11 protein-coding genes are annotated in these 11,964 nt (G+C 71.2%); 6 read left to right on the forward strand and 5 right to left on the reverse strand.

Annotation, left to right across the window (positions count from 1 at the left end):
- The first annotated feature begins 98 nt into the window (after positions 1–98).
- The 5 genes from ACN9MM_RS25120 to ACN9MM_RS25140 all read left to right on the forward strand — a co-directional run bounded on the left by ACN9MM_RS25120 (position 99) and on the right by ACN9MM_RS25140 (position 5,794).
- Entirely contained in the window at positions 99–860 is a 762-nt protein-coding gene (locus ACN9MM_RS25120; protein WP_382865035.1) for an isoprenyl transferase, read from the forward strand.
- 306 nt (positions 861–1,166) lie between these two features.
- Entirely contained in the window at positions 1,167–2,492 is a 1,326-nt protein-coding gene (locus ACN9MM_RS25125) for a PhoH family protein (RefSeq protein WP_426365870.1), read from the forward strand.
- 378 nt (positions 2,493–2,870) lie between these two features.
- Positions 2,871–3,587 carry a lytic transglycosylase domain-containing protein gene (locus tag ACN9MM_RS25130; protein ID WP_426365871.1) on the forward strand — a complete coding sequence of 239 codons (717 nt, stop codon included), beginning with the start codon at positions 2,871–2,873 and terminating at the stop codon, positions 3,585–3,587.
- Between the two features lie 99 nt (positions 3,588–3,686).
- Positions 3,687–5,123, forward strand: a complete 1,437-nt coding sequence (locus tag ACN9MM_RS25135; RefSeq protein ID WP_426365872.1) for an AI-2E family transporter — start codon at positions 3,687–3,689, stop codon at positions 5,121–5,123.
- On the forward strand, positions 5,120–5,794 hold the full coding sequence (locus ACN9MM_RS25140; protein ID WP_426365873.1) for a hypothetical protein: 675 nt from the start codon (positions 5,120–5,122) through the stop codon (positions 5,792–5,794). The genes ACN9MM_RS25135 and ACN9MM_RS25140 overlap by 4 nt, the downstream gene beginning before the upstream one ends.
- A 54-nt stretch (positions 5,795–5,848) precedes the next feature.
- Here ACN9MM_RS25140 and ACN9MM_RS25145 read toward each other — a convergent pair whose 3' ends face one another.
- Together ACN9MM_RS25145 and ACN9MM_RS25150 are read right to left on the reverse strand one after the other, a co-directional pair.
- Positions 5,849–6,382 carry an alkyl hydroperoxide reductase gene (locus ACN9MM_RS25145; protein WP_361396014.1) on the reverse strand — a complete coding sequence of 178 codons (534 nt, stop codon included), beginning with the start codon at positions 6,380–6,382 and terminating at the stop codon, positions 5,849–5,851.
- 12 nt (positions 6,383–6,394) lie between these two features.
- On the reverse strand, positions 6,395–6,949 hold the full coding sequence (locus tag ACN9MM_RS25150) for a peroxiredoxin (RefSeq protein ID WP_365219945.1): 555 nt from the start codon (positions 6,947–6,949) through the stop codon (positions 6,395–6,397).
- Between the two features lie 132 nt (positions 6,950–7,081).
- On the opposite strand from ACN9MM_RS25150, the gene ACN9MM_RS25155 reads away from it, so the two are divergent.
- Entirely contained in the window at positions 7,082–8,056 is a 975-nt protein-coding gene (locus ACN9MM_RS25155) for a hydrogen peroxide-inducible genes activator (RefSeq protein ID WP_426365874.1), read from the forward strand.
- Positions 8,057–8,152: 96 nt separating this feature from the next.
- Here the strand turns inward: ACN9MM_RS25155 and ACN9MM_RS25160 are convergent, their stop codons facing one another.
- The 3 genes from ACN9MM_RS25160 to ACN9MM_RS25170 are packed head-to-tail and all read right to left on the reverse strand — an operon-like array spanning position 8,153 to position 11,726.
- Complete coding sequence (locus ACN9MM_RS25160; protein WP_426365875.1) at positions 8,153–10,525, reverse strand: FtsX-like permease family protein; 2,373 nt, start codon at positions 10,523–10,525, stop codon at positions 8,153–8,155.
- On the reverse strand, positions 10,522–11,205 hold the full coding sequence (locus ACN9MM_RS25165) for an ABC transporter ATP-binding protein (protein WP_426365876.1): 684 nt from the start codon (positions 11,203–11,205) through the stop codon (positions 10,522–10,524). Before ACN9MM_RS25165 ends, ACN9MM_RS25160 begins: the two co-directional genes overlap by 4 nt.
- Positions 11,202–11,726 carry a PadR family transcriptional regulator gene (locus tag ACN9MM_RS25170; protein ID WP_426365877.1) on the reverse strand — a complete coding sequence of 175 codons (525 nt, stop codon included), beginning with the start codon at positions 11,724–11,726 and terminating at the stop codon, positions 11,202–11,204. Before ACN9MM_RS25170 ends, ACN9MM_RS25165 begins: the two co-directional genes overlap by 4 nt.
- Positions 11,727–11,964: the final 238 nt, after the last annotated feature.

Below are 11,964 nucleotides of genomic sequence, written 5' to 3' on the forward strand. Positions count from 1 at the left end.
ATCACGGACTTGTGACAGTCCCGGGCTGGGAGCCCGTCGCCCGTGCGCAGTAGTCTGGCGGCTTCGGGGGCCGACACTGCATGGAGGGGTAAAGAACAGTGAACCTGCGCGACCTGGTGTACGGGCTCTACGCACGCCGGGTGGAAGGCCGCCTCGACCACACCCAGGTGCCCAAGCACATCGGGGTCATCCTCGACGGGAACCGTCGCTGGGCCAAGGCGTCCGGCGGGACCCCCGAGCAGGGACACAAGGCCGGCGCGGACAAGATCCAGGAGCTGCTGGGCTGGTGCGCCGAGACGGACGTCGAGGTCGTCACCCTCTGGATGCTCTCGACGGACAACCTGAACCGCCCCGAGGAGCAGCTCGTCCCGCTGCTCGGCATCATCGAGAACGCGGTGCGTTCGCTGGCCGCCGACGGCCGCTGGCGGGTCCACCACGTCGGCACGATGGACCTGCTGCCCGCCCGCACCCAGACGGTGCTGAAGGAGGCCGAGCAGGCCACCCACGGCAACACGGGGATACTCGTGAACGTCGCGGTGGGCTACGGCGGCCGGCAGGAGATCGCGGACGCGGTCCGCTCGCTGCTCCTGGAGCACGCGGAGCGCGGGACGAGCTTCGAGGAGCTCGCCGAGATCGTCGACGTCGAGCACATCTCGGAGCACCTCTACACGCGCGGTCAGCCCGACCCGGACCTGGTGATCCGGACCAGCGGCGAGCAGCGTCTCTCCGGGTTCATGCTGTGGCAGAGCGCCCATTCCGAGTACTACTTCTGCGAGGTCCACTGGCCGGCCTTCCGGAAGGTCGACTTCCTGCGGGCGCTGCGGGACTACGCGGCCCGGCACCGGCGCTACGGCTCCTGACCGTCCGCGTCACCCCTCCGGACATACCCGGTCGGAACCGATCACCTCGTGTTCATGAACACGTCGTCATATGCCATGGCATGGCAGTGGCTGTTCGAGGGCATATCCCTGGTGAAGTGAGCGGCACGGAGACCGCCACCCGGGAGGCCCCTTGCACCAGGACGACCGTGCGGGACACGTACGGGAGAAGCGGAGGGCCGTGGTTCGGCCCGCGCATCGCGGCCTGAGCCCGGTCCCATTCCGCAGCGACACCGGTTCCGTCGCACCCCGACCTCACAGGGGTCTTCCGAGGGGGTCTGTCCTTCCGTGGTGACCAGCACGAAGCGCCGCCTTTCCGACCGGCGCACCTATGTTCTCGACACCAGCGTCCTGCTGGCCGACCCCAACGCCGTCTCGCGCTTCGAGGAGCACGAGGTCGTGCTCCCGATCGTCGTCGTGACGGAGCTGGAGGCCAAGCGGCACCATCCCGAGCTCGGCTACTTCGCCCGGCAGGCCCTGCGCCTGCTCGACGACTTCCGGGTCCGGTACGGACGCCTCGACGCCCCCCTCCCCGTCGGGGAGCTGGGCGGCACCCTGCGTGTCGAACTCAACCATTCCGACCCCGGCGTCCTCCCCGCCGGCTACAGGTTGGGGGACAACGACTCACGGATCCTCGCCGTCGCGCGCAACCTCCAGGCCGAGGGGTACGACGTCACGGTCGTCTCCAAGGACCTGCCGCTGCGCATCAAGGCCTCCTCGGTGGGTCTCCTCGCCGAGGAGTACCGCGCCGAGCTCGCCATCACGGACGCCAACGGCTGGACCGGGATGTCCGAGCTCGCGCTCTCCGGCGAGCAGGTGGACCTGCTCTTCGAGCAGAGCACGCTGTACGTCCCGGAGGCCGCCGAGCTCCCGGTCCACACGGGCCTGGTGCTCCAGTCCGAGCGCGGCAAGGCGCTCGGCCGCGTCACCCCCGACGGGAACGTACGACTGGTCAGGGGCGACCGGGAGGCCTTCGGGCTGCACGGCCGCAGCGCCGAGCAGCGGATCGCGCTGGACCTGCTCCTCGACCCGGACGTCGGCATCATCTCCATGGGCGGCCGGGCCGGCACCGGCAAGTCCGCGCTCGCGCTCTGCGCGGGCCTGGAAGCGGTCCTGGAGCGCCGGCAGCACCAGAAGGTGATGGTCTTCCGCCCGCTGTACGCGGTCGGCGGCCAGGAGCTCGGGTACCTGCCGGGCAGCGAGTCCGAGAAGATGAGCCCGTGGGCCCAGGCCGTCTTCGACACGCTGTCCTCGGTCGCGAGCCGCGAGGTCATCGAGGAGGTGCTCGGGCGCGGGATGCTGGAGGTCCTGCCGCTCACCCACATCCGCGGCCGCTCGCTCCACGACGCCTTCGTCATCGTGGACGAGGCCCAGTCCCTGGAGCGGAACGTCCTGTTGACCGTTCTGTCCCGGATCGGGGCGAATTCGCGGGTCGTCCTGACCCATGACGTCGCCCAGCGCGACAACCTCCGGGTGGGGCGGTACGACGGAGTCGTCGCCGTGGTCGAGAAGCTGAAGGGGCATCCGCTCTTCGCCCACGTCACGCTCACCCGCTCCGAGCGCTCGCAGATCGCCGCGCTCGTGACGGAGATGCTGGAGGACGGTCAGATCTGACCGATTCGTACCCGTCCGTACGGGTAAGGCAGTTGGCGCCGCCCGGCAAAGCCCAGGAGCTTAGCCGGGCGGCGCCCCCCTGTCCCGTGGATCCGTCAAAACACCTGGGTCCACCGAGGTGTGAGCTTTCACACGCAACACGGAATTGCCTTGCGGTGTCGCCGTCCGGCAGAGTCTTGCTTCCGTCAGGCCCCGCATACGGCACACGTGCACCCTCAGGGGTGCGCACAGCACCACACAACTCCACAGCCGTTGACCGTATGCCGCCCACAGCACCACGGGCCCGTGTCTTCTGTGACCCCGTACGTCGGAGACCAGTGCCAGGGGCAAGATTTCGCTCGCGTGGTCACCTGTGCGGGCGTGCTGGAAGGAAACCGTGTGAGCCGGATCTCGGTCCGGGGATTCGCGGTGGCTTCGGCCACTGCGGTCACCACCGTCGGCGCTGTCGTGGGTGTTGCCTCGGGCAACGCCGCCCAGGCCTCGGACGACAACTTCGAAGCCACCGCGGCCGACACCACGCTGCTCGCGGACATCCCCGCGGGCGAGCAGGCCCAGGTACAGGTCTCGTCCCTCTCGCAGCAGGCCGACGTCCAGGCCGCCGCGGCCGACTCGGCCGCGAAGAAGTCCGCCGAGGAGACGGCCCGCCTCCGCGCCGCCAAGGACGCCGAGGCGAAGAAGGAGGCCGCCGACAAGGCGGCCGCCGAGGAGAAGGCCGAGAAGGAGCGCAAGGAGAAGGAGGCCGAGGAGCGCGCGAGCCGTTCGGCCGCCCGCGACGCGTCGTCGTTCTCCGCGCAGGGCTCCTACAGCGTCTCCGAGATCAAGTCGATGGCCCGCCAGATGATGGCCTCCGACCAGTTCCAGTGCTTCAGCAACATCGTGGACCACGAGTCCGGCTGGAACTACCGCGCGTCCAACCCGTCTTCGGGTGCCTACGGCCTCGTCCAGGCCCTTCCGGGCTCCAAGATGGCCTCGGCCGGCGCCGACTGGCAGACCAACCCCGCCACCCAGATCAAGTGGGGCCTCAGCTACATGGACGGCCGCTACGGCAGCCCGTGCGGCGCCTGGTCGTTCTGGCAGGCCAACCGCTGGTACTAGTACCGCGCTCAACCTCCAGGAGCCCCTCACCGTCCTACGGTGGGGGGCCTCTTGCGTGTAGGTTCGCGAGGAGGAATGAGCGGGGGGAAGAGGGAAGAGATGTCCAGAGTGCCAGGGTGGCTGGGCCGGTTCGGCGAGAGCCTGAGCCGCATGGGTGAACGCCTCGACGAGCGCCGGGCCGAGGCGGAGCGGGAGGACCCGCTCGGACCGCCGTACGTCCACGACGTCCCGTACGAGCCCGCGGCCGCCCCGGTGCGGTCCGACGCCGACGACCCCGACACCGCCGCGCCGCTCCCCGCGACCGGGACCGCGGCGCCGGACGGCGCCCCCGGCGAGTCCGGCCGCTCCGTCCCCGCACCCCCCTCGTACGCACCGGCGGTCGCCGCCCGCCCCGACCCGGTCGCCGCCATCCCCTGGGGCATGCGCGTGGCCGCCGAGGCGAGTTGGCGGCTGCTCGTCCTCGCCGGCACGGTCTGGGTCCTGATGAAGGTGATCAGCTCCGTGCAGCTGGTCGTCCTCGCCTTCGTCGCCGCGCTCCTCGTCACCGCCCTGCTCCAGCCCACCGTGGCCATGCTGCGCCGCAAGGGCCTGCCGCGCGGGCTCGCCACCGCCGTGACCGCCGTCTCCGGCTTCGTCGTCATGGGCCTGGTCGGCTGGTTCGTGGTCTGGCAGGTCATGGACAACATCGACAACCTGTCCGACCAGATCAAGAACGGCATCGAGGAGCTCAAGCGAGGCCTCCTCAACAGCCCCTTCCACGTCACCGAGCAGCAGATCAACGGCATCGCGAAGAACCTCAGCGACTCCGTCGGCGCCAACGCCGAACAGATCACCCAGGTCGGACTCCAGGGCGTCACCGTCGTCGTCGAGGCGATGACCGGCATCCTGCTCGCCATGTTCTCGACGCTCTTCCTGCTCTACGACGGGAAGAAGGTCTGGGAGTGGACCCTCAAGCTGGTGCCCGCGCAGGCCCGGCCGGGCGTCGCCGGCGCCGGCCCGCGCGCCTGGCGCACCCTCACCGCCTATGTGCGCGGCACGGTCCTCGTCGCCCTCATCGACGCCGTCTTCATCGGCCTCGGACTCTGGTTCCTCGACGTGCCGATGGCGGTGCCGCTGGCCGTCTTCATCTTCCTCTTCGCCTTCATCCCGCTGGTCGGCGCGGTCATCTCCGGCGCCCTCGCCGTCGTCGTCGCGCTCGTCACCAACGGCCCCTTCACCGCGCTGATGGTGCTCGTCGTCGTCCTCGCCGTGCAGCAGATCGAGGGCCACGTCCTCCAGCCCTTCATCCTGGGCCGGGCGGTCCGCGTCCATCCGCTCGCCGTCGTCCTCGCGGTCGCGGCCGGCGGTCTGACCGCCGGCATCGGCGGCGCCGTCGTCGCCGTCCCGCTGGTCGCCGTCGCCAACACGGTGGTCGGCTACCTGCGCGCCTACAGCACCGAACAGGCCCTCCGCAGCACGCCGGAACCCCGTGGGGCGACCGCCTTCGCCGTGGCGCCGGTCCCGGCGCCGGGCGCCGTCGAGGGGGCGGGCAAGTGATATCCGAGCCGGAACTCGTGGGCGGCGTGGAGTTCGACGACCCCGAGGTGCTCACCGACGTCCCGCCGCCGCGCCCGCCCCGGACCCGCCGCCCCTGGCTGTGGGCGCTGGGCGGCGCGGTCCTCGCCTCGGCCCTGTGGGGCGGCGGGCTCTACGCGTACGCGCAGAAGAAGGATCCGGGCCCGGACCTCGGCGGGTACCCCACGGGGGTGAAGCTCTGCGAGAAGGCGAAGCTGAAGGCGCTCGGCGGGATCCTCGGCAAGCGCAGCGAGGACGGCATCGGGCCCGAGATGGACGATCCCGCCGTGTACGAGACGTCCTGCTCGATGATGTACGGCGATCCGGACGCCGGATACAGCGCCACCCTCACGTACACCCTGCACAAGGTGACGGACCCCGGGCCCGAGTTCGCGGCGCGGGCGAAGTACTACGACGTCGCGACGCCGATCGGCGGCCTCGGGGAGCAGGCCTTCTTCGACGACCGCGGCGGCGAGGGCGGGCAGATCCGGGTCCTCGACGGCCAGGCCCAGTTCGAGCTGGAGGTCTACCGGCAGTACAGCACCGACGAGCAGGGGAACCCGCTCGGCGAGGCCGAGCCCGTCGACCTCTCCGGGATCGACGTCCCGATGACCCAGGACCTGCTGGCCCTCATGGCGGCGCTCAGGACATGACGGAAGGGCCCCGGGGCGCGAAGCCCCGGGGCCCTTCTCGTACGGCCGCGCCGACTACTCGGCGAGGACCGCTTCCGCGTCGAGGGTGACGCCGACCGCCTGGATCACCGCGGCGATCTTGACGGCCTCCTGGATCGTGGCGCGGTCGACACCGGCCTGGCGCAGGACCTGCTCGTGCGAGTCCAGGCACTGGCCGCAGCCGTTGATCGCGGAGACGGCCAGCGACCACAGCTCGAAGTCGACCTTCTCGACGCCCGGGTTGCCGATGACGTTCATCCGCAGGCCGGCGCGCAGCGTCCCGTACTCGGGGTCCGACAGCAGGTGCCGGGTCCGGTAGAAGACGTTGTTCATCGCCATGATCGCGGCGGCGGACTTGGCGGCCTGGTACGCCTCGGGCTTCAGGTTGGCCTGGGCCTCGGGCTCCAGCTCCCTGAGCACCTTCGGCGAGCGCGAGGCGATCGCGCAGGCGAGGACGGTGCCCCACAGCTGCTGCTGCGGGAGGTCACTGTTGCCGATGACCGAACCGAGGTTCAGCTTCAGGTCCTTGGCGAAGTCCGGTATGGCGGACTTCAGTTCGTCGAGAGCCATGTCGGATCGCCCTTACTCGCCGGAGAGGAGGGCGGCCGCGTCGAGGGTGTTCTCGCCCTTGTTCCAGTTGCACGGGCACAGCTCGTCGGTCTGCAGGGCGTCGAGGACCCGCAGGACCTCCTTGGGGTTACGGCCGACGGAGCCGGCGGTCACCATGACGAACTGGATCTCGTTGTTCGGGTCCACGATGAAGACGGCGCGCTGGGCGAAGCCGTCCTCGCCGCGGACGCCGCAGTCGCTCATGAGCTCGTGCTTCGAGTCGGCCAGCATCGGGAAGGGCAGGTCACGCAGGTCGGCGTGGTCCTTGCGCCAGGCGTGGTGGACGAACTCGGAGTCGCCCGAGACACCGAGGATCTGGGCGTCGCGGTCGGCGAACTCGTCGTTCAGCTTGCCGAACGCGGCGATCTCGGTCGGGCAGACGAAGGTGAAGTCCTTCGGCCAGAAGAACACCACGCGCCACTTGCCCTCGTAGGCCTTGTGGTCGATCTGCTCGAACTCCTTGCCGCTCTCCAGCGACACGCAGGCGGTCAGGTCGTAGGTGGGGAACTTGTCACCGACAGTGAGCACGCGCTCTCCTTGCAAGCAGGAAGGGTCCCTTTTGGGGTCTTCCGTGGGGGTTGGACGGCTCACAGCATGGCACGGAGTGCATTGATCAGTGAAATAGCTAGAGTGGGTCGTGTTGATCGAAGGTGGTTATCAGTGGCATCCCCGTACAGCACCCCGCACGCCCCGCACCGAGGCAAACAGCCGAGCCTCTCGCAGCTCAGAGCCTTCGTGGCGGTCGCCGAGCATCTGCACTTCCGCGATGCGGCGGCGGCCATCGGCATGAGCCAGCCCGCCCTCTCGGGCGCGGTTTCGGCTCTCGAAGAGGCACTCGGTGTCCAGCTCCTCGAGCGTACGACGCGGAAGGTGCTGCTCTCGCCCTCGGGGGAGCGGCTCGCGGTCCGCGCACGGGCCGTCCTCGACGCGGTGGCGGAGCTCATGGAGGAGGCGGAGGCGGCCCAGGCCCCCTTCACCGGCGTCCTGCGGCTCGGCGTGATCCCCACCGTCGCGCCCTACCTGCTGCCCACCGTCCTGCGGCTCGTCCACCGGCGCTACCCCGAGCTCGACCTCCAGGTCCACGAGGAGCAGACCTCCTCGCTCCTGGAGGGGCTCACCGCCGGGCGGCTCGACCTGCTGCTGCTCGCCGTGCCGCTCGGAGTGCCCGGGGTCACCGAACTCCCCCTCTTCGACGAGGACTTCGTCCTGGTCACCCCGGAGGGCCACCCGCTGGCCGGGCGGGACGACATCCCGCGCGAGGCCCTCAGGGAACTCCGGCTGCTGCTCCTCGACGAGGGGCACTGCCTGCGCGACCAGGCCCTCGACATCTGCCGGGAGGCCGGGCGCACCGGCGGCGCCGAGGTCACCACCACCGCCGCCGGGCTCGCCACCCTGGTCCAGCTGGTCGCCGGCGGTCTCGGGGTGACCCTGCTGCCGCGCACCGCCGTGACCGTCGAGACCGCGCGCAACACCGCCCTGTGGACCGGGAGGTTCGCCGAACCGGCGCCCTCGCGGCGGATCGCCCTCGCGATGCGGACGGGCGCGGCCCGGCACGCCGAGTTCGAGGAGCTCGCGGAGGCCCTGCGGGGCGCGATGAGGGGGCTTCCGGTCCGGGTGCTGGGCGCGGGGGCCTGACCCGTGCGCGTGCTCACGTACGGGTGAGGGGCGCCCGCTCCTGGCACCCCCCGGTGCCAGGATCCGACGCCCCTCCTCGTACATGCGGACGGCGGGTTACTCCGTGCGCAGGCCGTCCGCGCGCATCAGCCGCCACAGCACCGGCAGGCTCAGCAGCGTCACCGCCGCGATCAGCCCGAGGCCGATCCCGACGACGGGCAGGAAGCCCCACCAGTCCTCGACCCGCTGCCCGCCCATCTTCAGCAGGACCACCCCGAGGCCGAGACCGCCCGCCACGGACAGGACGAGTCCGAGGAGGATCGGCACCGCCGTCTGCCACAGCACCGACCAGCTCAGGGTGGAGCGCCGGGTACCGAAGGCGACCAGCGAGGAGAGCAGCCGCTTGCGGTCCCTGAGCTGCTCCAGGGTCGCGACCAGGAGCGAGGCCGCCACCAGGAGCATCGTCAGGGTGGAGCCGACGAGGATGCCGGTGCGGACGCTGGAGAACGCCGCGTCGCGCTCGGTGTCCTTCAGGGTGCGCACCCAGGACGTCGGGTCGATGGCGTCCGCCGTGTTCCGTACGCGGTCGGCTGCGTCGGGCACGGCCGGGTCGAGCCGGACCATGACCTGTGCGTCGGGGTCGTCGAGCGGGGCGGTGCCGATCGCCGACGGGGTGGCGAGGACCCCGTACTGGTACATGCCCGTCGGGTCCGGGCGGGAGTCCACGACCTTGGCCGTGGCGGGGATGCGCCACTGCGGCACCGGGCCGTCGTTCGGCCGCTTCGGCTCGCTCGGGTGCGGATACGGGTCGCGCAGGGCGACCGGTGCGCCGGGCCGGGCCGCCTTGGTCACGAAGCTGTCGTCCGGGTTGCCCTGCGCCCCGTGCGCGAGGAAGACGAACACGTCGCCGTCCGTGCAGGAGGGCAGCGTGGCGAACTCCTGCAGGGAGGCGCAGTCGCCGACCCGGAGCGAGGCCGCCGGGGCGAACTCCTCGCCGCCCTTCAGCGGACCGGGCCGCCACACCCGGGATTCGACGACGCCGATCACTCCGGAGACGCCCTCGGTCCGCGCGACGCGGTCGATCACCCCGCGGGCCTCGCCGACGTTCCGGGCGTCGGTGCCGATCGCGATCTGGGCGCGGGTGGTGTCCTCGCCGCTGACGAGCGTGAACTCGGTCTCCATCGCCTGGAAGAGCATCTGGAGCGCGATCGCCCCGGTCGCCGCGACCACGATGCCGCTGACCGCGCGGGCCGCCGTGCCGCTGCTCAGCTGGAGCCTGCGGACCGCGAGCTGCCAGGCCACCGGTCCGGCGTGCAGTCGTTTCACGCCCGCCTCGACGAGCCACGGCAGAAGGCTGGTGAGGCCGATCAGGGCGACCGTGGTGCCGGTCACGACGCTAAAGGTGTCGATGCTGGTGTCGCTGAGTTCGATGTCCCCGATGCGCGGGACCAGAACGGCCACACCGGCCACCAGGAGCAGCAGCCGCCACCACAGCCGACGGCGCCGCGGGGTGGCGGCCCGTACGACGCCGAGCGGTTCGATGGCCACTCCGCGCAGCGCGAAGAGGCTCACCACGACCGAGGCGACGGGGACGACGGCGAGGACGAGCACGGCGAGCGCGGTCATCGGCACGACGTCGTCGGGATAGGCGTTGACGTCCCAGATGGTGAACGTGCCGGCGAACTGCCGGGCCACCGCGAAGAGCCCGAGGCCCACGAGGAGCCCGAGCAGCGCGCTCGCGAGGGACTCGCCGGCCGCGATCCGCCGGGTCATGGCGGTGTCCGCGCCGATCAGCCGCAGCGCCGCGAGCCGCCGGTCGCGCTGCTCGCCGCCGAAGCGGACGGCGGTCGCGATGAAGACCAGGACGGGAAGCAGCAGGACGACGCAGGCGACGACGACGAGGAGGATCAGGAACCCGTTCATCGGTTCCTCGGGCACCGACCAGCCGTAGCGCACGCCGCGCCCGTCGAAGTTGTCGGTGTCGAGGAAGTCGACGTGGGCGACGTACCGCAGGTCGGCCGGGCCGATGAGTCCGGCCTGGCCGATCGTCCCGACGACCTTGTAGGGGAGCCGCTCCTTGAGGAGGGCGCCCTCGGGGGAGTCGAGCAGCTTCCCGAGCGCGGGGGAGACCAGCATCTCGCCGGTCCCGGGGAACGCCGCGGCGCCCGGCGGGAGCGGGGGCGCGTCGCCCTCGGGCCGCAGCAGCAGTCCGCTGATGGTGTCGTCCCGGTAGACGGTGTTCCGGGTGAGGTGGAGAAAGGAGTCGGCGCGGGGCGCGTCGACCTGCCGGCCGGCGTCGACGGCGCGGACCGATTCCCGTACCTCCCGCTGGAAGAGCATGTTCGGGAAGGAGGCGGCGAGCAGCAGCAGCGCCACGCCGAAGCCGACGCCGGTCGCGGTCAGCACGGTGCGGAGCAGGCCGGAGCGGCCGCCGGTGACCGCGAACCGGGCGCCGAGCGTCAGGTCGCGGGCCCAGGTGCCGAGGCTCATGCCGCCCACTCCGCGTCCCGTACCGAACCGTCCCGGACGACGACCTCGCGGTCGGAGTACGCGGCGACCCGGGCCTCGTGGGTGACGAGGACGACGGCGGCGCCGGTGTCCCGGGAGGCGTCGGTGAGGAGCCGCATGACCCGCTCGCCGTTGAGGGAGTCGAGCGCGCCGGTCGGTTCGTCGGCGAAGATCACGCGCGGGGCGGTGACGAGGGCGCGGGCGACGGCGACGCGCTGGCCCTGGCCGCCGGATATCTCGCCGGGGCGCTTGTCCGCGACGGGGTCGACCTCCAGGCGGGCGAGCCACTCGGCGGCCCTGGCCTCGGCGGTCTTCCGCTTCTCGCCGTTGAGGCGGAGCGGGAGGGCGACGTTCTCGACGCAGGTCAGCTCGGGGACGAGCTGGCCGAACTGGAAGACGAACCCGAAGTCGGTGCGGCGCAGGGAGCTGCGCGCGCCGTCGGAGAGCGCGGTGAGCTCGCGTCCGTCGTAGGCGATGGTCCCGGCGTCGGGGCGCACGATGCCGGCCAGGCAGTGGAGGAGCGTCGACTTGCCGGAGCCGGAGGGGCCCATGACGGCGACGACCTCGCCGGCCCGGAGGGCGAAGTCGGCGCCCGCGAGCGCCGGGGTCGGGCCGTAGGTCTTGTCCAGGCCGGTGGCGTGGAGCAGCGGGGTGGGGCTCATCGGCGGATCTCCTCGGCGAGCGCGTCGAGGCGGGCGGCGGTCAGTTCGAGCCAGCGCAGGTCCGCCTCCAGGTGGAAGAGGGCGTGGTCGCAGATGAGCTGGTCGGCGAGGTCGCCGTCCCGCTTGCGCCGGGTGAGCTCGCGCATCAGGCGCAGGTGCTCGGCGCGCTGGATGTCGAGGAGGTCGGCGGCTCCGCGGCCGGTGAGCAGCGCGAGGACGACCTTGGTGTAGAGCGTGGACTGGAGGTACGGCTCCGGCTTCTCGGGGGTGGCGAGCCACTGGGCGACATCGGTGATGCCGGCCTCGGTGATGGCGTACCGCTTCCGCTCGGGGCCGCCGCCGGCCTCGATGCCGTCGACGACGACCAGGCCGTTCTTCAGGAGCCGGGACATGGTCGAGTAGACCTGGCCGTAGTGGAGCGGCCGGTCCTGGCCGAACTTCTCGTCGAAGGCGCGCTTGAGGTCGTAGCCGTGGCGCGGTCCGGACTCCAGGAGCCCGAGCAGGGTGTGACCGATGGACATGGGACCACTGTACACGGGGTGTATACGCACGATGTATAGCCGCGGATCCGGTGATCGGTCACTAAGCGGAATCATCCCTTCACGCAACCATCCGGCCCGCCCGAGCGTCGGTTCCTCTGGGCGTGGGTGCTGATTCTCACGTCCTGAAAAGACGTGATCGGTTGTCCTTTGTCCGCCTCGCCGGTGTTAGCTTGCTGAGCTGATCCGGCGCGAACGGGCTCAGCACCGAGGGCGCCGG

The sequence above is a fragment of the Streptomyces sp. E-08 genome, from assembly GCF_049913095.1.
GTDB lineage: Bacteria > Actinomycetota > Actinomycetes > Streptomycetales > Streptomycetaceae > Streptomyces.

Coding starts and splice junctions, on each gene's coding strand:
- ACN9MM_RS25135 (WP_426365872.1), top strand. CDS start 3,687: ATGTCCAGAGTGCCAGGGTGGCTGGGCCGGTTCGGCGAGAGCCTGAGC.
- ACN9MM_RS25145 (WP_361396014.1), bottom strand. CDS start 6,382: ATGGCTCTCGACGAACTGAAGTCCGCCATACCGGACTTCGCCAAGGAC.
- ACN9MM_RS25160 (WP_426365875.1), bottom strand. CDS start 10,525: ATGAGCCTCGGCACCTGGGCCCGCGACCTGACGCTCGGCGCCCGGTTC.
- ACN9MM_RS25165 (WP_426365876.1), bottom strand. CDS start 11,205: ATGAGCCCCACCCCGCTGCTCCACGCCACCGGCCTGGACAAGACCTAC.
- ACN9MM_RS25170 (WP_426365877.1), bottom strand. CDS start 11,726: ATGTCCATCGGTCACACCCTGCTCGGGCTCCTGGAGTCCGGACCGCGC.